Annotated in this window: 26 protein-coding genes; 19 read left to right on the forward strand and 7 right to left on the reverse strand. The window is 72.8% G+C overall.

Annotation, left to right across the window (positions count from 1 at the left end):
* Window positions 1-841 (reverse strand): DivIVA domain-containing protein (locus ABD879_RS03350; protein ID WP_345017296.1); only part of this gene is annotated, 841 nt, incomplete at its 3' end.
* 294 nt (window positions 842-1,135) lie between these two features.
* Here ABD879_RS03350 and ABD879_RS03355 point away from each other — a divergent pair.
* From ABD879_RS03355 to ABD879_RS03375, 5 genes are all read left to right on the forward strand, one after another.
* The gene (locus ABD879_RS03355; RefSeq protein ID WP_285496629.1) at window positions 1,136-1,657 is read left to right on the forward strand and encodes a gamma carbonic anhydrase family protein; all 522 of its coding nucleotides are present in this window, start codon (window positions 1,136-1,138) and stop codon (window positions 1,655-1,657) included.
* A gap of 203 nt (window positions 1,658-1,860) precedes the next feature.
* On the forward strand, window positions 1,861-5,868 hold the full coding sequence (locus ABD879_RS03360) for an AAA family ATPase (RefSeq protein ID WP_345017299.1): 4,008 nt from the start codon (window positions 1,861-1,863) through the stop codon (window positions 5,866-5,868).
* Between the two features lie 252 nt (window positions 5,869-6,120).
* A complete protein-coding gene (locus ABD879_RS03365) occupies window positions 6,121-6,306 on the forward strand; it encodes a hypothetical protein (protein WP_345017301.1) in 186 nt (61 codons plus the stop codon).
* Between the two features lie 436 nt (window positions 6,307-6,742).
* On the forward strand, window positions 6,743-7,360 hold the full coding sequence (locus ABD879_RS03370; protein WP_345017303.1) for a DUF47 domain-containing protein: 618 nt from the start codon (window positions 6,743-6,745) through the stop codon (window positions 7,358-7,360).
* Entirely contained in the window at window positions 7,357-8,529 is a 1,173-nt protein-coding gene (locus tag ABD879_RS03375) for an inorganic phosphate transporter (protein ID WP_425549615.1), read from the forward strand. The genes ABD879_RS03370 and ABD879_RS03375 overlap by 4 nt, the downstream gene beginning before the upstream one ends.
* A 57-nt stretch (window positions 8,530-8,586) precedes the next feature.
* Here ABD879_RS03375 and ABD879_RS03380 read toward each other — a convergent pair whose 3' ends face one another.
* Window positions 8,587-10,269: a bifunctional metallophosphatase/5'-nucleotidase gene (locus ABD879_RS03380; protein WP_345017305.1), complete on the reverse strand. Its 1,683-nt coding sequence runs from the start codon at window positions 10,267-10,269 to the stop codon at window positions 8,587-8,589.
* 125 nt (window positions 10,270-10,394) lie between these two features.
* Between ABD879_RS03380 and mshD the strand changes: the two genes are divergently transcribed.
* The 5 genes from mshD (at window position 10,395) to pstB (ending at window position 15,619) form a co-directional block, all read left to right on the forward strand.
* Window positions 10,395-11,285: a mycothiol synthase gene (mshD, locus tag ABD879_RS03385; RefSeq protein WP_345017308.1), complete on the forward strand. Its 891-nt coding sequence runs from the start codon at window positions 10,395-10,397 to the stop codon at window positions 11,283-11,285.
* A 330-nt stretch (window positions 11,286-11,615) separates the two neighbouring features.
* The gene (pstS, locus tag ABD879_RS03390; RefSeq protein ID WP_345017309.1) at window positions 11,616-12,722 is read left to right on the forward strand and encodes a phosphate ABC transporter substrate-binding protein PstS; all 1,107 of its coding nucleotides are present in this window, start codon (window positions 11,616-11,618) and stop codon (window positions 12,720-12,722) included.
* Between the two features lie 92 nt (window positions 12,723-12,814).
* On the forward strand, window positions 12,815-13,795 hold the full coding sequence (gene pstC / locus ABD879_RS03395; RefSeq protein ID WP_378271488.1) for a phosphate ABC transporter permease subunit PstC: 981 nt from the start codon (window positions 12,815-12,817) through the stop codon (window positions 13,793-13,795).
* A 5-nt stretch (window positions 13,796-13,800) separates the two neighbouring features.
* Window positions 13,801-14,709: a phosphate ABC transporter permease PstA gene (pstA, locus tag ABD879_RS03400; RefSeq protein ID WP_345017487.1), complete on the forward strand. Its 909-nt coding sequence runs from the start codon at window positions 13,801-13,803 to the stop codon at window positions 14,707-14,709.
* Window positions 14,710-14,842: 133 nt separating this feature from the next.
* The gene (gene pstB, locus ABD879_RS03405) at window positions 14,843-15,619 is read left to right on the forward strand and encodes a phosphate ABC transporter ATP-binding protein PstB (RefSeq protein ID WP_345017311.1); all 777 of its coding nucleotides are present in this window, start codon (window positions 14,843-14,845) and stop codon (window positions 15,617-15,619) included.
* 215 nt (window positions 15,620-15,834) lie between these two features.
* Here pstB and ABD879_RS03410 read toward each other — a convergent pair whose 3' ends face one another.
* Entirely contained in the window at window positions 15,835-16,551 is a 717-nt protein-coding gene (locus ABD879_RS03410) for a winged helix-turn-helix transcriptional regulator (protein ID WP_345017313.1), read from the reverse strand.
* 275 nt (window positions 16,552-16,826) lie between these two features.
* Here ABD879_RS03410 and ABD879_RS03415 point away from each other — a divergent pair, with 275 nt between their 5' ends.
* The 8 genes from ABD879_RS03415 to ABD879_RS03445 all read left to right on the forward strand — a co-directional run bounded on the left by ABD879_RS03415 (window position 16,827) and on the right by ABD879_RS03445 (window position 21,310).
* Entirely contained in the window at window positions 16,827-17,087 is a 261-nt protein-coding gene (locus ABD879_RS03415; protein ID WP_345017489.1) for a MoaD/ThiS family protein, read from the forward strand.
* A 171-nt stretch (window positions 17,088-17,258) separates the two neighbouring features.
* Complete coding sequence (locus tag ABD879_RS03420) at window positions 17,259-17,969, forward strand: LmeA family phospholipid-binding protein (protein WP_345017315.1); 711 nt, start codon at window positions 17,259-17,261, stop codon at window positions 17,967-17,969.
* A 30-nt stretch (window positions 17,970-17,999) separates the two neighbouring features.
* A complete protein-coding gene (locus ABD879_RS03425; RefSeq protein ID WP_345017318.1) occupies window positions 18,000-18,539 on the forward strand; it encodes a sigma-70 family RNA polymerase sigma factor in 540 nt (179 codons plus the stop codon).
* Entirely contained in the window at window positions 18,536-19,255 is a 720-nt protein-coding gene (locus ABD879_RS03430) for an anti-sigma factor family protein (RefSeq protein WP_345017321.1), read from the forward strand. The genes ABD879_RS03425 and ABD879_RS03430 overlap by 4 nt, the downstream gene beginning before the upstream one ends.
* Before the next feature lie 147 nt (window positions 19,256-19,402).
* Window positions 19,403-19,489, forward strand: coding sequence for a putative leader peptide (locus tag ABD879_RS32890; protein WP_378272683.1), 87 nt, complete (start codon window positions 19,403-19,405; stop codon window positions 19,487-19,489).
* An 88-nt stretch (window positions 19,490-19,577) separates the two neighbouring features.
* Window positions 19,578-20,048 (forward strand): DUF4395 family protein, encoded by a 471-nt coding sequence (locus ABD879_RS03435; RefSeq protein WP_345017322.1) that lies wholly within the window; start codon window positions 19,578-19,580, stop codon window positions 20,046-20,048.
* A complete protein-coding gene (locus ABD879_RS03440; RefSeq protein WP_345017323.1) occupies window positions 20,045-20,884 on the forward strand; it encodes a sulfurtransferase in 840 nt (279 codons plus the stop codon). Before ABD879_RS03435 ends, ABD879_RS03440 begins: the two co-directional genes overlap by 4 nt.
* 114 nt (window positions 20,885-20,998) lie before the next feature.
* Window positions 20,999-21,310, forward strand: coding sequence for a DUF1416 domain-containing protein (locus ABD879_RS03445; protein WP_345017325.1), 312 nt, complete (start codon window positions 20,999-21,001; stop codon window positions 21,308-21,310).
* Between the two features lie 71 nt (window positions 21,311-21,381).
* On the opposite strand, the gene ABD879_RS03450 is transcribed toward ABD879_RS03445, so the two are convergent.
* The gene (locus tag ABD879_RS03450) at window positions 21,382-21,825 is read right to left on the reverse strand and encodes a hypothetical protein (protein WP_345017327.1); all 444 of its coding nucleotides are present in this window, start codon (window positions 21,823-21,825) and stop codon (window positions 21,382-21,384) included.
* 62 nt (window positions 21,826-21,887) lie between these two features.
* Between ABD879_RS03450 and ABD879_RS03455 the strand changes: the two genes are divergently transcribed.
* Window positions 21,888-23,192, forward strand: a complete 1,305-nt coding sequence (locus tag ABD879_RS03455) for a hypothetical protein (RefSeq protein WP_345017328.1) — start codon at window positions 21,888-21,890, stop codon at window positions 23,190-23,192.
* On the opposite strand, the gene ABD879_RS03460 is transcribed toward ABD879_RS03455, so the two are convergent.
* The 3 genes from ABD879_RS03460 to ABD879_RS03470 all read right to left on the reverse strand — a co-directional run bounded on the left by ABD879_RS03460 (window position 23,077) and on the right by ABD879_RS03470 (window position 25,066).
* Window positions 23,077-23,748, reverse strand: coding sequence for a hypothetical protein (locus ABD879_RS03460; protein ID WP_345017329.1), 672 nt, complete (start codon window positions 23,746-23,748; stop codon window positions 23,077-23,079). The genes ABD879_RS03455 and ABD879_RS03460 overlap by 116 nt on opposite strands.
* Before the next feature lie 125 nt (window positions 23,749-23,873).
* Window positions 23,874-24,473 (reverse strand): hypothetical protein, encoded by a 600-nt coding sequence (locus ABD879_RS03465; protein WP_345017330.1) that lies wholly within the window; start codon window positions 24,471-24,473, stop codon window positions 23,874-23,876.
* Window positions 24,470-25,066 carry a hypothetical protein gene (locus tag ABD879_RS03470; RefSeq protein WP_345017332.1) on the reverse strand — a complete coding sequence of 199 codons (597 nt, stop codon included), beginning with the start codon at window positions 25,064-25,066 and terminating at the stop codon, window positions 24,470-24,472. Before ABD879_RS03470 ends, ABD879_RS03465 begins: the two co-directional genes overlap by 4 nt.
* Window positions 25,067-25,096: the final 30 nt, after the last annotated feature.

The following is a 25,096-nucleotide window of genomic DNA, read 5'->3' on the forward strand; positions in this document are numbered from 1 at the left end:
CCGCCTGCGGCGCGGACGGGGCCGACGGGGCGGGCTGAGCGGCGGGCTTGGCCGCCGGGGCGGCCGGGGCCTTGGCGGCGGGCTTGCCCTGGGCCGGGGCCTTGCCCGGGGCCGGGGCGGCCTGCTTGCGCGGCGGCGTGGCGGCCTTGACGGCGTCCTCGACCATCTTCTCCAGCGGCCCGGCCTCGTTCTCGGCCGTGAGCAGGCGGTTGAGCGTCTCGCTGATCTCGGTGAGCCGCTGCAGCGCCGTGGTGTGGTTCTTGGTGAGGTGGTTGAGCCGCTGGGTGGCGCCCTCGTTGATCACGCTGGCCCGGCGCTCGGCGGCGGTCAGCGTCCGCTCGGCCTCCAGCCGGGCGCTGGTGACCGTCTGCTCGGCCTCGGACTTGGCCGCCGACAGCACGCTGTCGGCCTCCTTCTTGGCCGCCGAGAGCACCTGCTCGGCCTTCTCCTGCGCGTGCGCCACGTCCCGGTCGGCGCGGGCGCGGGCCTCGTCGATGATGCGCCGCGACTCGTTCTCGGCCTCCTTGCGGATCTCGGCGCCCTTGGCCTCGGCCTGGGCGACCTTGTCCTTGGCCTCGTCCTCGGCCAGGTTGATGATCTGGCGGAGCCGGTCGGACAGGTCGTCGCCGGTGGGCTTGCGCGCCTCGCGCAGCTCGGCCATCTCGCGCCGGGTGCGCTCGACGTCGTCCAGCGCGCGGGCCAGGCGCGCCTCCAGCTCCTGGATCTTCTGCTGGCTGCGCGCGATGTACTCGTCGACCTGGCGGCGGTTGTAGCCGCGCATGACGATCTCGAAGTTGTCCTCGCGGAGGAGGTTCGGCAGGATTTCCGCTTCGTTGCTCATGGTGCCTTGGGGGGTCGTCGCCGGGGTGTCACCCCGTCGGGGTCGGGGACTGCACGGGCTTCTACGTCGCTGCTCACTGCGTCGTGAGGGTGGGCGGGACGTCGCTAAGGGTAGGGAACGTCAGAGTTGACTCTCGTGCGCCACACCCCGTTCGCGCAACCGGAATGCCTGTTCTCGCTGCCGTTTCTTGTCCTGCGCCACAGCGGCACGTTAGCGGCTCGGCCGTAAAGCCGGGATATGTCCGACACGCCCCCGCGCGCATGCCGCGGCGCGGGGCGGGCCTAGCATCGCCCCATGAGCTATGTGGGTTCGTTGGGCGAGGACGCGCCGCGCATCCACCCCGAGGCGTGGGTGGCGCCGGGCGCGGTGGTCGTCGGCAAGGTGACGCTCGGGCGCCGGTCGAGCGTGTGGTACGGGTCGGTGCTGCGCGGCGACGACGAGGAGATCATCGTCGGGGACGAGTGCAACATCCAGGACCTGAGCTGCCTGCACTCCGACCCGGGCGTGCCCGCCGTGCTGGAGGACCGGGTGAGCCTCGGGCACAAGGCGATGGTGCACGGCGCGCACGTGGAGACCGGGTCGCTCATCGGCATCGGCGCGATCGTGCTGAACGGCGCGCGGATCGGCGCGGGCACCCTGGTCGCGGCCGGGGCGCTGGTGCCGCCGGGCAAGAAGATCCCGTCCGGGGTGCTGGTCGCCGGGGTGCCGGGCAAGGTCGTGCGGGAGCTCACCGACGACGACCGGCTCGTCCTGCAGTACACCCCCGACACCTACATGGAGAAGGCGCGGCGGCACCGCGAAGCCTCCTGGGAGTGACATTTCCCCGCCCGATCCCCCCTCTGACAAGGCCGTTCCCACCAGGCGATGCCGCCCATATCGGTTGATCGCCGGAGTGGCGGCCCCGTCATGCTGACTACGATGACGACGTGGTGTGGGGACCGGGCTATGGAAGTGCTCCGCCGCCCAGCCCCCCGAGGGGGCAGGATCCTTTCTCGGCGGCTGAGCACGATACGAAGGCGATGGTGGCCGCCGGTTGGTGGGCGTCGGCCCCTCCCCAGCAGCGCCAGCACGCCCTCAGCGGGCGGGTGCTGGTGCTCCCGGACGGCACCCGTTGGCTGTTCGGCGCGTGGGCCCGCTGGTACCGCCTGCACCCCTCCGACGGCCAGTGGTACCTGTGCCCGCCCCCGCGCTCCCCGCAGATCCGCATGGCGGCGCGCCCGGCCCAGCACGGGGCGATGGGGCCGCTGCCCGCGCTGCCTCCCCACGTCATCCCGGCGGGGCCGGACTTCTCCTACGACGCCCCGGAGGCGCAGCCCTTCGTCCGGCGCTCGTTCCTGCCCGACCTGACGTCCCGCGTGCGCTCGACGGTGGAGTCGGCCGCCGCGCTGCCCGTCAGCGAGTACCCGCACACGTGGCAGCAGTTCACGCCGCAGACGCCGTCCACGGTCGTCGCCGCCTGGGGCGTGATGCTGTGGTGCGCGCCCGCCCCCGTCTTCGACGCGCGCATGGACGAGCAGATGCTCGACCTGTGGCGTCCCTACCGCGCCAAGCCGCTGCCCCAGGTGGACGGGCCGCGCTGGCTGACGCCCCCGTCGCTGGAGGCGCTGGCGGGGCTGTACGCCGAACGGCTCCGGGCCAGCCGCGTGGACGCCGCCGTCGTCGTTTTGCGCACCATGTGGGCGGTGGCCAGCGCCCTACGCGAGGACGTCCGCTTCCGGGCGCGTGCCGACGCGCTGCTGGCCATCCTCGGGGTGACGCTCAGCAACCCCACGGTCGACTACGACGTGCTGCCGTACGGCGACCAGGCCCTCGTCCAGCAGTGGCTGACCCGCTGCCCCCCGAACCTGGTGCCCGCCCTGCGCGACGAGAGCTCCCCGGGGGACAACTTCCGCCACGCCTTCTACACCCTGGCCGAGGTGGTGGGGAGGCTGTCGGGGCAGCACGCCGACCCCGCCTACGTCGAGCCGCGCCTGGTGGCCGCCGCGCTGCTGGCCGCCGACCTGAACGTGGTGCGCCGGGACGTGGCCGGCAACATCGTCCCCTGGCTCGACCCGGAGATCCGCTACACCGTGCAGGCGGTGCTCGACCAGCAGGGCCACCCGTTGCGGCGCCTGTGGCCGGAGGACCTGCGCCTGCCCGAGCCGCTCCGATCGGCGACCTCCCGGGGCGACGACGCCGAGACCCTGCTGGCCGCGATGTACGCGCTGGACCTGGCGTGGTGCAGGCTGGCCGGGGGGATGCCCGCGCGTCCCCGCGGGTTCCCCGTGCCCAACGCCGTCCTCGCCAAGATCATCGGACGGCACCGCGTGCGCGCCACGGCGTCGGCGTCGACGATGGCGCCGTCGTCGTCCGCGTCCCCGGCGCAGCCGTCGCCCGACCCGTCGTTCGGGGCGGCGCCGTCGTTCGGCCCCATGAGCGCGCAGGGGCAGCCGGGGCTGCCGCCGGGTGCGGCGTCCGGCCCCCCGGGCGGGGTGAGCGGGCCCGACCGGCCGTTCGTGCAGCCCCCCGCGGACGCCGACCGCAGGGAACGGCGCGACCTTGGCCGGATGCCGGGCCCGGCGCCGAACATGCCGTACGCGTCGCTCGAGCCGCCGGTGTCGGCTCCCGAGGACGACACGGAGCCCGACAGCGTGGCCCCGCCCTACACCGAGCTCGGCTTCCAGCGTCCGGGCATGCCGAGCCAGGCGAGCCCTGCCGCGCCGCCCGGCCAGGCGGTCTCGCCGGGGGACGCGGCCGCCGTCTTCGACATGCCCGCCCCCGGTGCACCGGAGCCGTACGGGGCGTCCCAGCCCGCCCGGCCCCAGGCCCCGCAGGGACAGCCCGGTCAGGCTCAACCCGCCCAGGCTCAGGCGCCGCAGATCCAGCCTCCGCAGCCGGCGGAGGAGGAGCAGCAGGCGGAGAACGCCGCCCCGCCGTACACCGCGCTCGGCTTCCAGCGCCCCGGGGCGCCACCCGGGGCCGCCCAGGGGCCGCCTGTGCCGCCCGTCCCCGCCCAGCCCCCGCAACCCGAACCGCCCGCCCGGCAGCAGCCCGGGCAGCCCGGGCAGCCCGGGCAGCCCGGGCAGCAGGACCCGCCTCGCACGCGCGTCTTCACCGGCGAGGACCTGCAGGGCCTGGAGGAGCAGGGGGAGCAGCCCCAGCAGCCCGCGCGGCCGTCCGGTGCGGCCGCCGGTCCCGGCACCCGGGTCATGTCCGAGACCATGATCGGAAGCTTCGACTTCCTGGAGGACACGCCCGCCCCCGACCGGCCCGTCCACGAGATCCCGCCGCCGCGCGTCCCGGAGGAGGACCGGCGCGTCCTGGAGCGGTACGGGATCGGCTTCGTGTCCGGGGCGCAGGACGCGGGCGAGCTGCTCGACGAGCTGCGCGCCCAGGTCGAGGAGTGGAACGCCGGGGCGGCCCCCGCCGGGTCGGACCTGGAGGCCACCCGCGTGGACCGCCCGGGAGGCGGCGCGGCCGAGCCCGTGACGCGCCTCGACAGGCCGTCGCGGCGGGAGTCCGCCACGGGCCTGACCCGCGTGGACGGCGGAGCGGCGCCCGGCCCCGGCGTGCCCAGCGTGCTGCTGGTGGGCAGCCCGCACACCGGCCAGCGGCGCCTGGCCCGGCTGATCGCCCTGACGGTCGCCGAGGCCGGCCTGGGCGACGGCGCCATCCGCGCGGTGGACGCCGAGGACGTGCGCGCCGCGCCCGCCGAGCGCACCGCGCACATCCTCACCCGGCAGGGCCCGACGATCCTGTTCGAGCGGCTCGACGTCGCCATCGACTCCGCCCCCGACCCGAAGGCGGTCGTGGACGCGGTGCGCCGGGCCCGGCTCAGTCCGGCCGCGAGCACGGTGCTGATCGCCACCTGCGCCCCCCGCGCGTTCCGCCGCCTGCGCGAGGACCACCCCAAGCTGGTCGAGCTGTTCCGGGTCTTCCGCATGCCCGACCTGACCGACCTGGACCGGCGCATGACGCTGCTGCACGTGCTGGCCGCGGAGCGGCGCGTCACGCTCCCGCCCGCCGCGCTGGAGGTCGTGCAGGCCGACCTGGACCGCCTGCGCGGGCCCGGCGACCTGGTCAACGCCCGCCTGGTGGAGGCCTACCTCGACCAGGCGTGCCAGCGGCACCTGGAGCGGGCGGGCAGCGCCTCCCGCGACCGCCTGGTGCTCACCCCCGAGGACTTCGAGGGCGTCGCCGAGGGCATCGAGCCCGCGCTGCGCCCGCCCGGCGACGTCGACGGCTACCTGGAGCGGCTGGACGGCCTGTACGGGCTGGAGGAGGTCAAGGCCGCCGTCCGGGAGCTGCTGGAGGAGGCCGAGGTCGAGGCCGAGCGGGTGCGGCACGGGCTGCGCGGCAGGGCCGACCGCAACCTGATCTTCGTGGGCCCGCCCGGCACCGGCAAGACCACCGTGGCCGGGCTGGTCGGCGGGATGTACGCCGCGCTGGGGCTGCTGGACGCCGGGCACGTGGTCGCCTGCCGCCCGGTCCATTTGGCCGGACGCGACGCGGTCGACGCCGAGGACCGCGTGCACGCCATGGTGGACCAGGCCATGGGCGGCGTGCTGCTGATCCAGGAGGCCTACCGGCTGGACCGCACCCCCGCCGTGGTCAACGAGCTGATGCGCTGCATGGCCGAGCGCGGCGACCGGTTCATGGTGGTCTGCTCCAGCCCGGCGGCGGAGATGGAGGGCTTCCTGGCGGGCAATCCGGCGTTCCGCGGCCGGTTCGGGCGCGTCGTGGAGTTCTCCGGCATGGCCGACCGCGACCTGGTGCGGCTGTTCCAGGACTACGCCGAACGCGACCTGTACGTGCTGGACGAGGAGCTGCGCGTCGAGCTGCTGACCCGCTTCGAGCGGATGCGCCAGGACCGCTCGTTCGCCTACGCCCGCACCGTGCGCGAACTGTTCGAGCAGACCGTGGCGCGGCAGGCGGCGCGGCTGGCGGGCGTGGACGTCAACGCCGCGACCGTGGCCCGGCTGACCGTCCGCGACCTGCCCGAGTCGCCGCTGCAGGAGATGATGGGCGAGCTGCGCCCCGGTCAGTGACCACTCGGTCGCTCCGCCCTGTCTGCCCGAGTGTGTCGCTGTATGTCTTGTTCGGTGGGGGTTGGATGCTACCGGCGGGTCATGTCTGACCATAGGCGGACTAGGTCGGACATGGCACGCATCATCCCCACGGCGCACGGGAAGACCGGGCAATGAGAGTGACCCCCGAATGGCCCGCTTGGGTCATGTGCCGCCGGGGGTCGGACGCGTAGCCTCAACGTTGGGTGCGGGGAACGAACGGAGGTGGACGCGGTGCGCCAGCAGGATGTCGACCTGCGCGTCCACGACCGTGTCGCGCTGGACGAGATCGAGCTCTACGCCGAGATGCTCAGCGCGGTCGCGGCGGCCGAGGGGCCGCTGTCGCTCGCGGAGATCGACGTGGTGCTCGGCGTGCGTCCCGACGGAAACGGTCGTCGCGAGCTGACGCCACGGGACTAGCCGGCTCGGGACCGGCTATCGGAGACCGGGATGTGCCGGGGGAACGCGCAAGCGTCCCCCGGCACATCCGTGTCCGGCGCCCTTCGGATCCGCGGCCCTTCGCCCTGGTGAGCCCTTGGTCTTCGCCACCCGGACGGCCCGTCCGGCCGCCGCACGACGCCCCGGGCATGACCGGAAGCGGGCTGTAACGAATATCACGCGCCGTCCGCGGAGCCGTGCGGCCGCCCCTCCGCCGCCCCTCCGCCGCGCCTCCGCCCGCCGGGGCGGCACATCCGCCCAGATCGCAGGCTATGTCCGGAGTGTGCACCTCTTGATCTCGGGCATCTTCTAGGTGAGAGGATGGGGACCGGCAGCCGACGGAGGGGCAAAGGTTCTTTTTACAGCTGGTTGCCCCTACGATCCTCTGCGGACCGTTCCGGCACTTCAGGAGTACGACGTGCGCTTGCGTCTCACGCCGCGTGAGGACAGCTTCTACGACATGTTCGCCGACTCGGCGAACAATCTGGTCACCGGCGCCAGGCTGCTCGTGGAGCTCATCAGCGACGGCGCCGACCGGGAAGCAATCGCGGAGAAACTGCGCGCCTGCGAGCACGCGGGCGACGAGTGCACTCACGCGATCATGCGCAGGTTGAACGAAACGTTCATCACGCCGTTCGACCGCGAGGACATCGCCCGGCTGGCCTCCACCATCGACGATGTGATGGACGCCATGGAGGAGGCGGCCGACCTCGTCGTCCTCTACCAGCTCGACGAGCTGCCCAAGGGCATCGTGCACATGGTCGAGGTCCTGGAGCGGGCCGCCGAGCTGACCGCCGAGGCGATGCCGCGGCTGCGCTCGATGAAGGAGCTCAACGAGTACTGGATCGAGATCAACCGGCTGGAGAACCAGGGCGACCAGGTCTACCGCAAGCTGCTGGCCACCCTGTTCAGCGGCGAGTACGACCCGATGACGGTGATGAAGCTGAACAAGGTCATCGACCGGCTGGAGGAGGCGGCCGACGCCTTCGAGCACGTGGCCAACACCGTCGAGACCATCGCGGTCAAAGAATCATGAGCGCGGCCGGCAATCCGGGGGCGACGCTGGCAGCCGAAGACGCCAAGGGCACCGCGCCGGGGGCCGAACCGTCCCTGGCCGAGCAGGCGCGCCGGGGGCCGCGCAAGTTCTGGCTGGCGCTGCCGGTCGGCATCGTCGCGGTCATGCTGGCCGGGGCGCTCGGCCTGCGCCAGGACGCCCAGACGGCGGTGCTGGTGCTGGTCGTGGTCGTCGCGCTGGTCTTCGACTACACCAACGGGTTCCACGACGCGGCCAACGCCATCGCCACCTCCGTGTCGACGCGGGCGCTGACACCGCGGGTCGCGCTGCTGATGGCCGCGGTCATGAACATGGTCGGCGCGCTGCTGGGCGTGGCGGTCGCCAAGACCATCAGCGAGGTCATCACCCCGCCGACCGGCCTGCACGGCCTCACCGTGGTCGCCGCCGGGGTGCTCGGCGCGATCACCTGGAACATGATCACCTGGTACTTCGGGCTGCCGTCGTCGTCCTCGCACGCCCTCATCGGCGGCGTGGTGGGCGCCGGGCTGGCCTCGGCGTCCTCGGTGAACTGGAGCAGCGTCGTCGACAAGGTCGCCATCCCGATGGTGGTGTCGCCGGTCGTCGGGTTCTGCCTGGCGTACCTGGTGATGGTGGCGATCCTGTGGATCTTCCGGCGGGCGCACCCCAGCCGGGTGGGGCGCCGCTTCCGCGTCGCCCAGTCGCTGTCGGCGGCGTCGTTGGCGCTCGGGCACGGCCTGCAGGACGCCCAGAAGACCATGGGCATCATCGTGCTCGCGCTGGTCACCACCGGGCACTCCACCGGCGACACGGTGCCGCTGTGGGTGATCGTCTCGTGTGCGGGGGCGCTGTCGCTGGGCACGTACGCGGGCGGCTGGCGGATCATGCGGACGCTGGGCCGCAAGGTGATCGAACTGGACCCGCCCAAGGGGTTCGCCGCCGAAGCGACGGCCTCGATGGTCCTCTATGTGACCGCCTACATCTGGCACGCTCCAATCTCCACCACCCACACGATGACCGCGGCGATCATGGGGGTGGGCGCCACCAAGCGGCTGTCGGCGGTCCGCTGGGGCGTGGCGGGCAACATCGTCACCGCCTGGATCCTCACCATGCCGATGGCCGCCGCCGTGGCCGCCGTCGTCTACTGGCTCGTCCACTTCTTCGGCGCCTGAGCCGCGGCGCCTTCGCGTCTGGACGGGCGGGGCCGCGCGCGGCCCCGCCCGTCCATTTCACTGGCCGGAGATGCGGTTCAGCGCGGGCGGCGAGATGGGCGAGTTGGCCTCCAGATACTGCTGGAAGGCGTCCAGGTCGATGGGGCCGAGCACGGGGTCGGGGGCCTCGGTGAAGACGGTGAAGCCGTCACCGCCGCCGAGCAGGAAGTTGTTGGCCGCCACCTTGTAGGTCGCCGCGGGGTCCACCGGCTGCCCGTCCACCGTGATGCCGGAGACGCGGTCGCCGATCGGCTTGGACCGGTCGATGGTGAAGCGCAGCGTCGACGACGGCTGCAGGATCTTCTCGCCCGCCGACGTCCACTGCTGCTCCAGCAGCGCGTCCAGCTGCGCGCCGGTCAGCGACACCACGCCCACGATGTTGCTGAACGGCTGCACGGCGAACGCCTCGCCGTAGGTCACCACGCCGTCGCCCTCCGAGCCGGAGGCGGCGTAGGTGAGGTCCGCGCGTACGCCGCCCGGGTTCGTCACCGCGATCTGGGCGCCCTGGTCCCGCATCGCCGCCAGCTGCGCGTCGGCGATCACGTCGCCCAGGGCGGTCTCCCCGGCCGGGGACGGCGTGCGGGTGAGGTCGGCGGTGATCCGTCCGATCGGCTTGTTCGCGACCTCCGCCACCCGCTCCTTCCAGGTCTCGACGAACCGGCTGATCTCGGGGTCGGGCGGCACGTCCCGGGTGACGACGCGGTTGTCGCCCTTCAGCGAGGAGCGGACCACGTCGCCGGTGCGCCGGTCGACGCGGAAGTCGACCTGGGTGATCACCCGGCCGAACGACGAGCCCGAGGAGTACAGCCGCGGCCTGCCCCGGGGGTCGGCGATCTGGCACACGTACTGCTGGTGGGTGTGCCCGGCCAGGACGACGTCGATCTCGGGGTCGGCGTCGCGGGCGATGCGGGTGCCGGCGCCGGCCACCACGTCGCAGGAGTCGGGCCGGTGCCCGGACGGCACCTCGTCGCCCTCGTGGACGAGCAGCACCATGGCGCGCACGCCGCGGCGCTTGAGCTCGGCCGCGGCCCGGTCGGCGGCGGCGACCTCGTCGTCGAACCGCAGCCCCTGGACGCCGGACGGGGTGACGATCGCCGGGGTGGTCTTGGTGACCACGCCGATGAACCCGACCTTCACCCCGTTGATCCTGCGGATCGTCCACGGCCTGATCGCGGGCTTGTTCGTCTTCTCCGACAGCACGTTGGCGCCGAGGTAGTCGTACTTGGCGCCCTTCCACCGGCCCGCGGGCGAGCAGCCGTCGACGGGGTGGCAGCCGCCGTTCTGGATGCGCAGCAGCTCCTGGTAGCCCTCGTCGAACTCGTGGTTGCCCACGGCCGAGGCGGTCACGCCGACCTTGCCGAGGAACTCCACCGACGGCTCGTCGTGGTAGGCGGCCGACAGCAGCGGCGAGGCGCCGATCAGGTCGCCCTGCGCGACGGTGACGGTGTTGCGGTCGGCCAGGCGCTTGAGATGCGCGGCGACGTAGGCGGCGCCGCCCGCGGGCACGGACGCGCCGTGCTCGTCCACCGCCGTGCCCGAGCTGCCCGAGGGCGGCTCCAGGTTGCCGTGGAAGTCGTTGAGCGCCAGCAGCCGCACGGGGGCGGTGGGGCCCTTCGGGCCGGCGGCCGCGGCGGGCTGCGCCGCCACGCCCACCGCCAGGCCCGCGAGCGCGCAGGCCAGGGTGATGCGTCGTCTGATCATGCGGGCACCGTAAGCCAGTCGCACGTCCGGTCATAGGCGACCCCAATGACGTTTGCGTGACGGTTTCGTCAGGACCGGCGGGGGTACCCGTCCGGACCATCCCGTATGCCGCATAACCTGTGATCATGAGTGGTGCGGCGGTGCGGCGGACGCTGACGGAACCGGAGATCGCCGAGGTCGCGGCGCTGGTGGCCGCGGCCGAGGAGCACGACGGCGTGGGACCGCTGTCGGAGCACGCGCGCCTGTGGCTGCGCCGCGCGCACGAAGGCCCGGGCCGGTCGCGCGCCCTGACGGTCACCGCCGGCGGCGCCGTCGTCGCCTACGCGCACCTGGACCCGGCCACCGGCGAAGAGCAGGCGTCCGCCGAACTGGTCGTCCACCCGGACCACCGGCGGCGCGGCCACGGCCGGGAGCTGCTGCGGGCGCTGCGCCGTGAGGCCGGCGACGGGCTGCGCGTGTGGGCCCACGGCGACCTGCCCGCCGCGGCGGGCCTGGCCCGGTCCGAGGGCCTGGCGCGGGTGCGCGCGCTGTTCCAGATGCGCCGTCCCGCCGCCGACCCGCTGCCCGAGCCGCGCCTGGCCGAGGGCGTGCGGCTGCGCACCTTCGAGCCCGGCCGCGACGAGCAGGACTGGCTGCGGGTGAACGCCCGCGCCTTCGCCTCCCACCCCGAGCAGGGCGCCTGGACGCTGGACGACGTGCTCCAGCGCGAGCGCGAGCCGTGGTTCGACCCGGCCGGGTTCTTCCTGGCCGAACGCGGGGGCGCGCTCGCCGGGTTCCACTGGACGAAGATCCACCCGGACGGCGTCGGCGAGGTGTACGTGGTCGGCGTCGACCCCGCCGCGCAGGGCCTCGGCCTCGGCCGCGCCCTCACCGTGGCCGGCCTGCGCCACCTGCGGGAACGCGGCGTTCCGGAGATCATGCTGTACGTCGACGAGGCCAACACGGCGGCGGTGCGGCTGTACGAGTCGCTCGGCTTCACCCGCCACGCCGTCGACGTCATGTACGGCGTCGCCTAGGTAGTCGCCTAGGTAGGCGTACAGCCCGCCGCACAGCCGTCGTATCGGGCGTCTCTTATGGCGCGGGACCCTTCGCCGCGGCCGAACGTAACCTGCGGTGTTAACCCGCTGTCCATGCCCAGGCGAGACGGTCTTTTCAACGTCGCCTGACCCAGTTCACCGTCCGTTCACCTTCTCCAGGGGGGCTGGTCACCTCCCCTGCCTAACTTCTCACTCGACGGTGACCCCATGAGCCCAGACGGACCGCCGGCGCGCGGCGGTCGGACGGGGTGGGTTGGTCGGGTGTGACCAGGACGGGGCGCCGCCCGACGACTAAGAGGAGATTGACCGGTGAAGAACGGTTCTCGGTTGGCCGCCTTGGGCGGTGTGGTGGTCGCCGGGGCTCTCGCCCTGAGCGCCTGCGGCAGTGACGACAACACGACCGCCACTGCCAGCAACGCACCCACCGGAGACATCGACTGCGCCACCGGCATGGTGAACGCGGCCGGGTCCAGCGCGCAGAAGAACGCCATGGACGAGTGGGTCAAGCAGTACACGGCCAAGTGCTCGGGCACCCAGCTCAACTACAACCCCAACGGCTCGGGCGCGGGCATCAAGGCGTTCACCGACGGCCAGGTCGCCTTCGCCGGGTCCGACTCGGTGCTCAAGCCCGAGGAGGTCACCGCCGCCAAGCAGCGCTGCCAGGGCGGCAACGCCGTCAACCTGCCGATGGTGGTCGGCCCCATCGCGGTGGTCTACAACCTTGAGGGCGTCGACGGCCTGCAGCTGTCGCCGGAGACGCTGGCCGGCATCTTCACCGGCAAGATCAAGAAGTGGAACGACCAGGCGATCGCCAAGGAGAACGCCGGCGCCGACCTGCCCGACGGCGACATCAAGCCGGTGTACCGGTCCGACGAGTCCGGCACCACGGAGAACTTCACCAAGTACCTCAAGGCGACCGCGCCGGACGTGTGGACCGCCGACCCCGCCAAGAAATGGCCGTCCATCGGCGCCGGGCAGGGCGCGGCCAAGTCCGACGGCGTGAGCGGCCAGGTCAAGAGCACCGCCGGGAGCATCTCCTACGTCGAGATGTCCTACGCGCACAACCTGAAGCTGCAGACCGCCAAGATCAAGAACGGTGCGGGCGAGTACGTCGAGCTGTCGGCCGACAGCGCCTCCAAGGCACTGGCGGGCGCCAAGCAGGTCGGCACCGGCAACGACGTCGCCCTGGAGCTCGACTACGCCACCACGACGCCGGGCGCCTACCCGATCGTCCTGGTGACCTACGAGATCGCCTGCGAGAAGGGGCTGCCGGCCGAGCAGGCGAAGTTCGTCAAGTCCTTCCTCAGCTACACCTCCAGCGCCGACGGCCAGAAGGTGCTGACCAGCGTGGGCTACGCGCCGGTTCCGCAGGAAGTGCTGAGCAAGGTGCAGGCGAGCGTGAAGGCCCTGTCCTAAAGACCGGAGCCCCGGTGACCGCAGCCCCGCCGCCGAGCACCTCGGCGGCGGGGCACGCCTGGGTTCCGCCCCGTCAGCGAAGGAGGACCCCCGTGACCACCGACACGGGCGTGAAGAGCGCCGCCGCGGTCCAGAGCCCCGTGCGCGGCGCGGCCATGAGCACCGGACGCGCCGGTGACAAGATCTTTGTCTCGGCCGCACGGGGTTCGGGGATCCTCGTGCTGGCCCTCATGGCGGCCATCGCCGTCTTCCTGATCTGGAAGGCGATCCCCGCGCTGCAGAAGAACGAGGCCGACTTCCTCACCAGCCAGCAGTGGGACCCCAACGGGACCCCGGCCCGGTTCGGCATCGCCCAGCTGGCGTTCGGCACGGTGATCTCCTCGCTGCTGGCGCTGGTCATGGCGACGCCGGTGGCGATCGGCATCGCGCTGTTCATCTCCTACTACGCGCCGCGGTCCGTGGCGGGCCCCCTGGGCTACCTGGTGGACCTGCTGGCCGCCGTGCCCAGCATCGTGTACGGGCTGTGGGGCCTGCTCGTGCTGGCCCCGCACATGGAGGGCGTCAGCTCGTTCCTCAACTCCGCGCTCGGCTGGATCCCGCTGTTCGGCGGCGACGACCCCGGCAAGAACTCGATCTTCACCGCCTCCGTGGTGCTGGCGATCATGATCCTGCCGATCATCTCGTCCATCTCCCGCGAGGTGTTCCTGCAGGTGCCGCGGGCGCATGTGGAGGCGGCGCTGGCGCTCGGCGCCACCCGCTGGGAGATGATCCGGCTGGCCGTGCTGCCCTACGGCCGGTCCGGCATGATCGGCGCCTCCATGCTGGGGCTCGGCCGGGCCATGGGCGAGACGATCGCCGTGGCCATGGTGCTGACGTTCGTGCCCGGCATCAACTGGCACATCCTGGAGGACGGCGGCACCACCTTCGCCGCCAACATCGCCAACAGCTTCGCCGAGGCCACCGAGACCGGCCGGGGCGCGCTGATCGCCTCCGGTCTGGTGCTGTTCGTGATCACGCTGATCGTCAACATGGCGGCGCGGGCCGTCGTCGCCCGGCGCAAGGAGTTCGTGTGACCACCCTGACCAAGCCCACCGGCGACCTGCCGCCCGCGGCCCGCGGCTCCCTCGGCTCGGTCTCCGCCGCGCGCAAGCTCAAGGACCGCCTCGTCCAGGTCCTGGTCTACATCGCCTTCGCGCTGGCCGTCGTGCCGCTGGTGTCGGTGCTGTGGACCGTCCTGGCCAACGGCCTCGGCCGCCTGGACGCCACCTTCCTGCAGTTCTCCATGAACGGCGTGGGCGGCCGCGACGAGGGCGGCGGCGCCTACCACGCCATCCTCGGCACCCTGGAGCAGGTCGCCATCACCAGCGCGATCGCGGTGCCGATCGCCGTGCTGACCGCCGTCTACCTGGTCGAGTACGGCGGCAACGGCCGGCTGGCCCGCGCGGTCAGCTTCTTCGTGGACGTCATGACCGGCATCCCGTCCATCGTGGCCGGCCTGTTCGTGCTGGCGCTGTGGCTGCTGACGTTCGGGTTCACCTATTCGGGGTTCGCCGGGTCGCTGGCGCTGACCATCCTGATGATCCCCACGGTGGTGCGGGCCACCGAGGAGATGCTCAAGCTGGTGCCGAACGACCTGCGCGAGGCGTCCTACGCGCTCGGCGTGCCGCGCTGGCGCACGGTCTGCTTCGTGGTGCTGCCCACCGCGCTGACCGGGATCATCACCGGCGTCATGCTGGCCGTCGCCCGGGTGATGGGGGAGACCGCCCCGCTGCTGCTGACGATCTTCTTCACCAAGGCGATCAACGCCAACCCGTTCGACGGGCCGCAGGCCGCGCTGCCCACCTTCATCTGGGAGCAGGCCGGCGACCCCAACCAGGCGTCCATCGACCGGGCGTGGACCGGGGCCCTGGTGCTGATTCTGCTGATCATGCTGTTCAACCTGGGCGCGCGGCTGGTGGCGCGGTTCTTCCGGCCGGTGAGCCGCTGACCGCCCCGCCGGAAGACGAGTCGGCCCGCATCCGCGGGCGAGCTGCGGCCGGGCTGCGCGCCCCGCACCGTGAGACCCGTGAGACCCGCCCTGTGAGACCCGCACAGTAGGACCCGATAGGAGCGAATCCCCCATGGCCAAGCGGATCGAAGTGTCCGGACTGCACGCCTACTACGGCGGGGTCCACGCCATCGAGGACATCTCGATGACCATCGAGCCGCGCTCGGTGACGGCCTTCATCGGGCCCTCGGGCTGCGGCAAGTCCACGTTCCTGCGCACCCTCAACCGGATGCACGAGGTCATCCCCGGCGCCCGCGTCGAGGGCAAGGTGATGCTGGACGACGAGGACCTGTACGGCCCCGGCGTCGACCCGGTGGCGGTGCGGCGCGTGGTCGGCATGGTGTTCCAGCGCCCCAACCCGTTCCCCACCATGTCGATCTACGACAACGTGGCCGCGGGGCTGAAGCTGAACGGGGTGCGCCGCAAGAGCCGGCTCGACGACATCGTCGAGGAGTCGCTCAAGGGCGCCAACCTGTGGAACGAGGTCAAGGACCGGCTGAACAAGCCCGGCGCCGGCCTGTCCGGCGGTCAGCAGCAGCGGCTGTGCATCGCCCGCGCCATCGCCGTGCAGCCCCAGGTGCTGCTGATGGACGAGCCGTGCTCGGCGCTGGACCCGATCTCCACGCTGGCCATCGAGGACCTGATCGCCAAGCTCAAGAGCCAGTACACGATCGTCATCGTGACGCACAACATGCAGCAGGCCGCCCGGGTCAGCGACCGCACCGCGTTCTTCAACATCGCCGGCATCGGCAAGCCCGGCAAGCTCATCGAGATCGGCGACACCAGCAAGATCTTCACCAACCCCGAGCAGAAGGCCACCGAGGAGTACATCACCGGCCGCTTCGGCTGAAGACCGCGCGCCTGCGGGGCGAGACGCGGCGCGGGCCCGATGCCTTGCGGCGCGGGCCGACGCGCGCGGGGGCGGGCGTCGGCGCCGTGGGGTGGGCGGGCCCTGGCGGCGGCGTGCGAGGCCGCGACGCGGTGGGATGACTGCGCCGCCCGGCCGGGCGGCCCAGCACGCGCGGGGTTTTGGCGCGTTCCCGAAAAGAGCCGCGCGGACGGCGCTCAGGAGGGGACCGGGGCGCTTTCCTCCTGCTCACCCGGACGGTGGTCGGGGACGAACCGGTACCCGACGTTGCGCACCGTGCCGATCAGCGACTCGTACTCGGCGCCGAGCTTGGCGCGCAGCCGCCGGACGTGCACGTCCACCGTCCGCGTGCCGCCGAAGTAGTCGTACCCCCACACCTCCTGCAGGAGCTGAGCGCGCGTGAAGACCCGCCCGGGGTGCTGGGCGAGGTACTTGAGCAGCTCGAACTCCTTGAAGGTCAGGTCCAGGACCCGGCCGCGCAGCCGCGCGGTGTAGGTGGCCTCGTCGATGGTCAGCTCCCCGCTGCGGATCTCCCCGGGGACGTCGTCGGCCTCCGCCGCGGCCGCCGCCCGGCCCACCGCCAGCCGCAGCCGCGCCTCCACCTCGGCGGGGCCCGCCGTCTGCAGCAGCACGTCGTCCAGCCCCCACTCGGGGCTCAGCGCGGCCAGGCCGCCCTCGGTGACGATCGCCAGCAGGGGGCAGTCCAGCCCGGTGGTCCGCAGCAGCCGGCACAGGCTCTTGGCCTGCACCAGGTCGCGGCGGGCGTCCACGATCACCACGTCGGCCGGGGGAGCGTCGATCAGCGCGGACCCCTCCGCGGGGGCGACGCGCACCGAGTGCAGCAGCAACCCCAGTGCGGGCAGGACCTCGTCGGAGGGTTCCAACGCGTTGGTCAGCAGGAGCAGGTTGCTCAAGTGCCGCCTCCTCGCCCATAAAAACGATGAAGGACCCAGGCTCGCGTCCTCCGTCCGGCCCGGTCGCCGGTCCGAAGGCGGGGTGACCATGAAGGGTGTTCTCTCGAACTCCTCGGCCCCATCGCCCGGATCCCTAACACCCGAGCATATCCCAGGGGGCCTGCCGGGCAACGGACGGATCCGCGCCCACCCCGCCGGACCGCATCCGGCCGCCGGTGGGACCATCGTGTGGGGACGCTTTCTCTTTCCTCTGCGACTCTCAGCGGCTGGTGACGATGGCCAAGGGAACGATCAGATACTGGGCGGCGGCGAAGGCGGCGGCCGGGGCGGAGCAGGAGCCCTACGACGCGGCGACCCTGGCCGAGGCGCTCACCGCGGCGGCCGGACGGGACGGGCGCGGCGAGGACTTCCGGCGCGTGCTGGCGCGCAGCTCGTTCCTCATCGACGGCGCCCCCGTCGGCACCCGCCCCCACGACGCGGTGGCGCTGCCCGAGGGCGGCGTGGTCGAGGTGCTCCCGCCCTTCGCGGGCGGCTGACCCCGCCGTCGCAGACGCAGGCCGCCGGGCCCGCACATGGCTCCGGGTTCGTACGGACATTTCCGGGATGTCATCCCGCAGGGCGACCCTGCGGACGCCGCACGCACGGCACTATCGTGAGGCGACCGTCGCCGGCGGCAGGTCCGAACCCGCGAGGGCCCGAGGAGAGGCATGCGCAAGCTACTGGTGGTGTTGGGCTTTCTGGCCGTGGTGGTGGGCGTGCTCGGCCTCATCGCCGACCCGATCGCCCGCAACCGGGCCGAGAACGAGATCAGCAGGCAGGTGGCGGCGCAGTACAACCTGTCGACCCGGCCCGAGGTCACCTTCCACGGCTTCTCCTTCCTGCTGCAGGCCCTCCAGGGCGAGTACGAGGGCATCGACGTGGACCTCGGCCGCTGGACCGAGCAGGGCGTCACCGTGCACGACGTCAAGGTCGAGATGCGCGGGGTGGACGCGCCGCTGTCGGAGATCGCCAAGGGGGCGGGCGCCAACGTCACCGCGCGGACCGCGACGGCCTCGGCCGTGGTGCCCTACGAGGTGATCAAGAAGCAGGCGCCCCGGGAGGTGCGGAGCATCGCGCAGCGCGGCGACGACCTTGAGGTGGAGCTGGCGGGCTCGATCGCGGGCATCCCGCTGTCGGGCAGCGCGGTGGTCGAGGTCAAGGCCACGTCCCGGGGGATCGCCATCACGCCGAAGTCGGTCGGCGCCTCCGGCGGCCTGCAGGTGCCGCTGACGCTGATGCGGCAGCGGCTCGCCTGGACGGTGCCGGTCACCGACCTGCCCGTCGGCTCCCGGATCAGCCGGGTCGAGCCGACGCCGGACGGCCTGCGCGTGGCCGCGACCGCCGAGAACGTCCACCTCAACGACCTGCCGAACACGTGACCGCGGACGATCTGCGGCCCGGTTGAACCGATGGGGGAGCCCGGACGTGATGAGGGTGTGGGTCCCACGGCGGATGAGGGGCTGCTGCGCGCCCTGTACAGCGAGCACGGTGGTCCCCTCCTCGGCTACGTGATGCGGCTGACCGGCGGGGACCGCCCGCTGGCGGAGGACGTCGTCCAGGAGACGCTGCTGCGCGCCTGGCGGCATCCGGAGGCGCTGGCGGGGCGTCCCGTGCGGCCCTGGCTGTTCACGGTCGCGCGCAACCTGGTGGTGGACGCCCACCGCGCCCGGCGCGCGCGTCCGCCCGAGACCGGCATCGACGAGCAGGTCGCCGCCACCCCGGGGTCGGACGACATCGACCGGGCGCTGGAGTCGTGGACGGTGGCCGAGGCCCTGGCCGACCTCAGCCCGTCGCACCGGGCCGTGCTCGTGGAGACCTACTACCGGGGCCGGTCGGTCGCCGAGGCGGCCAAGGCGCTCGGCGTCCCGCCCGGCACCGTCAAATCCCGTACCTACTACGCGTTGCGGGCGCTCAAACTCGCATTGGAGGAGCGGGGGTTGGCGCCATGAACGAGTGCGCGCAGGTGCGCACGGCGCTCGGCGTGTACGTCGTCGGCGCGATCGACGCCGCCGAACGCAGCCGCTTGGAGGAGCACCTGGACTCCTGCCCGGCGTGCCGGGACGAGCTCGCCGGGCTGGCCGGGCTGCCCGCGCTGCTCGGCCGGGTCGACGAGGCGCAGATCCGGCAGGTCGCCGAGCCGCCGCCCGAACTGCTCGACTCGCTGCTGGCCCGCGCCGTCGAGCAGCGGCGGTCCCGCCGGTTCCGGGGCGGGCTGGGGCGGTTGCGGTGGGCGCCGCTTGCCGCGGCGGCGTGCGTGCTGTTCCTGATGGGGGTGCTGTTCGGCGGGCTGGTGCGGCCGTTCGGGGACGGCGGGCGTCCCGCGGCCACCCGGACGGTCACGGCCGACCCCCAGCCGCAGGTGGCACCCGTGGAGCGGCTGAACGCCTCCGACCCGCGGACGCGCATCGACGCCTACGTGATGCTCTACAAGAAGCAGTGGGGCACCAAGGTCGAGCTGTACCTGTCGGGGGCTCCGAGCGGGGAACGGTGCAAGTGGTACGCGGTGGCGCGGGACGGGCAGCGCGACGCCTTGGGCAGCTGGTCCGTGCCCTACGGCAAGGGCTACGGCCGGTACGACGCGTCCACGATGTTCCAGCGCGAGCAGATCTTCTCGTTCGAGATCATGACGGTGCAGGGGCGGCCGCTGCTGACCGTCCGCGGGTGACCGGTGACCGTCCGCCGTCGAGTCCGCCGTCGAGTCCGCCGCCGGACCCGGCGGCAGGACGCGCTGACCTGCGCCGAAGAGATTGTCACTGTCTCGCTAGCCGAGACAGATGTGACAGGGCGCCGATCGTCGGCTTACCATCGGCTCGTGCGTTACCGGACGGAGCAGCTGCTCACCAAGCGTCGCGCGGTCGACTTCTGCCGCGTGACCACCGCGCTCTGTCGTATGGCCTGAGGCATCGAGCCCGTTTCCGCCCCGAGCCCCATTCGATCTCGTCGAACCCCGCCGTACGCACGCCTCCTCTCCGCCAGGAGCATCCCGGATGCAGGTAGACCCGCGTGGGCAGCGTCGGGCCGCGGCCGTCACGACGGTGGTCTCCGGCGCGGTACCGGCGACCGCACGCCGGTGGCCGCTCGCCGGTCGGCCCGCGGGGTTCGCCATCGCGGCAAGCCAGGGGGCGCGCCACGCCTCGGGCAGGCCGCCTGCGAAGATGCGGACACGGCTCCGGCCGGGTGCGCCGCGGGAACCGAAGACCGCCGGTCCGTCCGAGGCGGCGCATGGCGCAGGCCCGGTCCTCGCCCAGGCCGCGACCGCCGGGTACGCCCGCCGGCACGCATGCCGACACGTGCGCCGGCACGTGGGGGAGACCGGACGGCTCGGCAACGGTGCCGCCGCCTTCGCTGCGGGTAAGGGGTTCCTGAACGCGGCGTTCGGGTTCTGCCTCCGCGAGATGCACTTGCTGACCCGCCGTTCCACTCCGAAGATCCGCTCCGACAGGGAGGTTCCCGCATGAGCCGCTCCGACGTCCTCGTGGACGCCGACTGGGTCGAGGCCCACCTCGACGACCCCGGCCTGGTTCTGGTCGAGGTCGACGAGGACGTGTCCGCCTACGACAAGGGCCACATCCGCGGCGCCATCAAGATCGATTGGAAGACCGAGCTGCAGGACCCGGTCCGCCGCGACTTCGTGGACAAGACCGGTTTCGAGCAGCTGCTGTCGGCCAAGGGCATCGCCAACGACGACCTGGTGATCCTGTACGGCGGCAACAACAACTGGTTCGCCGCCTACGCCTACTGGTACTTCAAGCTGTACGGCCACGAGAAGGTCCGGCTGCTGGACGGCGGCCGCAAGAAGTGGGAGCTGGACTCCCGCGAGCTGGTCACCGACGTCCCGTCGCGTCCGGCCACCGAGTACAAGGCCAAGGACCAGAACCTGGCCATCCGCGCCTTCCGCGACGAGGTCGTCGACGCCATCGGCAGCAAGAACCTGATCGACGTCCGCTCGCCCGACGAGTTCAGCGGCAAGCTGCTGGCCCCGGCGCACCTGCCGCAGGAGCAGGCGCAGCGGGCCGGCCACGTGCCGACCGCGCGCAACATCCCGTGGTCGAAGGCGGCCAACGACGACGGCACCTTCAAGTCCGACGAGGAGCTGCGCCGGCTTTACACCGAGGCCGGGGTGGACCTGTCCAAGCCCACCATCGCCTACTGCCGCATCGGTGAGCGCTCGTCGCACACCTGGTTCGCCCTGCACGAGCTGCTGGGCCTTACGGACGTGAAGAACTACGACGGCTCCTGGACCGAGTACGGCTCGCTGGTCGGCGTGCCGATCGAGCTCGGCGAGGCCAAGTAACACCCGGCCGGGCAACCCCCGGCCGGTCGAGATGCCAGGCCGCACCCGACGGCCGAGACCCGCCAAGCCGCCCGGCGGCCGTGCCCGCCGTGTCCCGGAGATGTGGAGGAGTAAATGACCACCCAGGGCTGCGCAGCGCCCGCGCAGACGGCGCATCTGCCCGCTACCGTCGACCTGTCCAACGAGGCCGTCATCCAGGGCAAGGTGACCCGTGACGGCGCCCCCGTGACCAGCGCCTACGCCCGGCTGCTGGACTCGACGGGCGAGTTCACCGCCGAGGTCGTCACCGGCGACGAGGGCGTGTTCCGCTTCTTCGCCGCCGACGGCGACTGGACCGTCCGCGTGCTGGCCGCGGGCGGGGTGAGCGTCGACACCACCGTCACCGCCAAGACCGGCGAGGTCGCCGCCGTCGAGGTCGCCATCTGAGCTGACGCGATCGCGAACGACCGGCGGACCCCGGCACCCGTCATCATGCGGGCGCCGGGGTCCGCCGCGTCTCACGCCCGGTTGCCGGGCGGCTGCTGCGGCGGCGAGTAGGGCTGCTGGACGCCGGGCTGGGGCTGCGGATATGCGGCCCCGCCGGGGGTGCCGGAAGAGGCGGGGAACGCCACGGGGGCCGCCTTGGCGGACGGGCCCCGGTTCGCGCCGAACGCGGCGGCGCACGCCGCCAGCGTGAGCGCGGCGAATCCGCATGCGAGGGTGAAGGTCATGCCGATCTTGATGTTGGCCTCGCGGTCGGCGATCTGGCCGCGCTGGACGAATTCGGCCTGGGCGTAGCAGCCCATGTCGGTGTCGCGGCCCGTCCCGCAGTTCACCGTGCCGTTGACCTGGCTGGTGCCGCTGGAAAGGGTGGCGAAGGTGAAGACCACGCACAGCGCGAGGGCGAGGAACGCCAATACCGCCAGAACGGTCACCGCCGGGCTCTTGGGGGGAGTGTTCATGCCCCGGCAGATTACCGAGGGCGAAAAGCCATATCACATGTCGTTTGTGTAGCATTCACGGAATGCCTGGACTGTCGGCGCGTTCACCGCTCGTTCTGCCGTGGGCGACGCTCAGGCTCGCCGGCCGCTTCGCCCTGCCGCTGGCGCTGTGGTTCACCGTGGGCGAGCTGCTGCGGTACGGGGCGATGTACGGCGGCTACCGGCTGGGCCAGCTGAAGGGCGCCGCGGCCACGGTGGCGCCGCTGGTGACCGTCAGCCTGCTGGTCATGATCTCCCTGACGGTCACGGTGGCGATGATCCACTGCGTCCGGGAGGGCCTGGACGCGGTGCACGCCCGCGAACCCGGCGGCGACCTCACCCCCTGGGCCGTGGGCAACCGGGAGACGGCGCTGGAGGCGCTGGGCCGCGCCGTCCTGCCGTTCATGGTGTTCTACCTGGGCTGGGGCCTGCACCGCGAGGACGCCCGCGAGTTCGTCGACATGGCGCAGAGCCGCGGCTTCGCCGAGAGCGGACTCACCGGCCAGATCGAGGGCCTCGGCATGCTCATCACCCTCGAACGGCACCTGGCGCTGGCGGTGGCCCTCACCGCCGGGTTCTTCGCGCTGAAGGTGGCGTTCGAATGGCTGGCCCGGCGGCGGCTGGGCGCCCCCGGCGCCGTTCTGCTGGCCTTCCTGGAGATCAATTTCGCGCTTTTCGGCATTTTCACCGTGGACCGGCTGCGCCGTGAAGCGGGCGAGTGGGCGGCCGACCGGCGGGCGTGGGACTGGGTCGAGCAGGCCGCGGGCGGCGGCCTGGACCTGTGGCCGTCGGTCAAGCACGCCGTGCTCGGCTCGCTGATCTGGCTGGTGATCGCCGGGGTGGTGCTGGGCCTGGACACCGCGGACGAGCGGGTCGTGCTCGGCCGCAGCGCCGCGGCCCGGCGGCTGGCCCGCGCCGGCGACCTGGACCGCACCGGCAGCCCCCGGGAGGTCGCCACCCGCGGCCTGCGGGAGATGTGGCTGCCCGCCTGGTACGGGCTGCGGCTGGTGCGCCGGTCGGGGGTGGTGCCGTTCGGCCTGTTCTGCGCGCTGTTCATGGGCCTGGACGTCGCCGAGCGGCTGGCCCGGCGGCAGATCTACGAACTGATCGGCCCGCACTCGGCGGCCTGGTGGGTGCCCCGCCTGACGCTGATCGGCTTCGCCACCGCCCTGGTGTTCCAGATTCTGCGGATCTGCCTGCTGGCGGCGGCGTTCGACCTGGTCGTGGCCAGGGTCACGAGGCGAACCGCAGCGAAGGCAGCGGCTCCTTCGGCCGGTATGTCGTCGGCGGCCGCACCTCAAGCGTCGCCGTCTGCGCCTTGGCGCGGGGCAGCACCCCCCGGACGGTGAGCAGCGTGATGGCGCCCGCGCGCGGCGTGGACGACGGCAGTGCGGTGGCCGACCAGATGTGCCCTTCGTCGTCGCGCAGCCGGTAGGACATCCCGAACGAGCCGACGGTCTTGGCGCCCTCCTGGGTGAGCGGTTTGATCGCCACGACCATCCGCACCTCCGCCACGTTCGGGTCCGGGTTGAGCGGCGCCTGGGCGACCGTCCGCCGGACGAACAGCCAGCGGGTGTCGGCGAGCACGCCGACCTTGTCCTTGGCCACCGTGGTCGGTTTCTCGGGGCGCTCCAGCCGCTGCTGGATGGTGCGGGTGTCGTCCAGCCAGTGCAGCCCGACCAGCGCCGGCAGCAACGTCACCAGGGCCATCGCCTGGAGGAACCGCCGGTCCGCGGGCCGCATCCGCCGCCGCGGCCGCGCCGCGCCCGCCGAGCCGTCCGCGGCGCCGTCCGGGAGGCCGTCCTGCTCGGGTCGCGGCCGTCCCCGCTGCCGCGCGGGCGGGCGGGCCGCCGGCTGCGCGATCCCGTTGCGCGCCGTCCTGCTGTAGCGGCCCGCGGCAGGCACCCCGCGCGGTGCGGTGCCGCCGGGCCGCTCGCCCCCCGGATCGGGACCGGCGGGCGGTGGCGCATCGCGCCCGCCCGCAGCCTGCCGGGGCCGGTCGCCGGGGTCGTGGAAAGGTGCCCGGTGGGTCATGACGTCGCGGTCCGCAGGTCGTAGTTGTCCGTGGCGCGGCGGACCAGGTCGGCGGCGCGCGCCCGGGTCAGCCCGAGGTCGATCTCGGCGGCGGCCGACAGCTGCGGCAGCAGCCCGCCCTCCCCGACCACCAGCCGCGCGCCTGCCAGCCGCCGCGGCGGCAGCTCGAACACGAACGCGGTCTCGTCCCAGATCAGCGGCTGGAACGTCGGATCGGGCCCGAGCGACACCGACGGCCGCGGGTTCGCGCGGAACGCGTAGCCGCCGGGGGTCTCCAGCCGCGCCGTCTGCAGCCGCAGCGGCTCGCGCCTGCTCGTCGCCCGCGCGTGGACGATCAAAAAGACGCCCTCGGTGCGCACCGGCGGCCCGGTGCGCGGCGTGGCGGACGCCAGCGAACGGGCGGCGGCCACCCGCCGCACCTGGATGCTGAACCGCGTGTTGGCGACGACCTGGCCGATCCGGCCGGTGTCGCGGATCGGGTCCAGCTGCCGCGACTCCACCTCGGGCGTCAGGTCGTACAGCCACATCGCCGCGGCGAGCAGGGCGGTGCCGACGAGCGCGGCGCCGCCCTGGACGAGCAGCCGGCCCGCGTTCATGACCGCCCCACCGGCAGGGTGAGCCGTCCGGCCAGGCCCGCGTCGTCCTCGGCCTCCACCCGCCACCGGAACGAGGTGTCGGTGAATCCGGTGCCGAACTTCCACTTGCGCAGGCCCACGGTGAACGTGGCGGGCGTCTCCTGCGGTCCGAGCCGCCAGCGCACCGCCGCCTCGACGGGCAGCCCCGGCTGGACGGCGTCGGTGGCCGAGCCCGCGGCGGTGCCCGCCACCTCTTCGGGCTTGACCCACTTGCCCTTCGCGGTGCGCGCCGCCACCCCCTGGCCGAACCCGCTGAGGCCCAGCGAGGCGGTCTCCTTGCCCTTGTTCACCACCCGCATGCGCACTTCGAGCCGCCGCTGCGGCGTGGTGCCGAACAGCGGCGTGACGTTGACGATGCGCGCGTCCCGCACGGTGACGTCGAACCAGCCCTGGTCGATCGGCCGGCCCGGCGCCTTGATCGGCTCCTGCGGCGTCTCGCGGAGCCCGCCGGTCAGCCACAGCACCGGCACCAGGACCGCCGCCGCGCCCGCCGCCGATGCGGGCACGAGCCACCGCGGCCGCGTGGGCGGTGTCGTCGACGTGGAGGCTCGCACGCGCCAGATGCTAATCCCGGCTTGCGACAG

It is taken from the genome of Actinomadura keratinilytica, from assembly GCF_039539665.1.
Lineage (GTDB): Bacteria > Actinomycetota > Actinomycetes > Streptosporangiales > Streptosporangiaceae > Spirillospora > Spirillospora keratinilytica.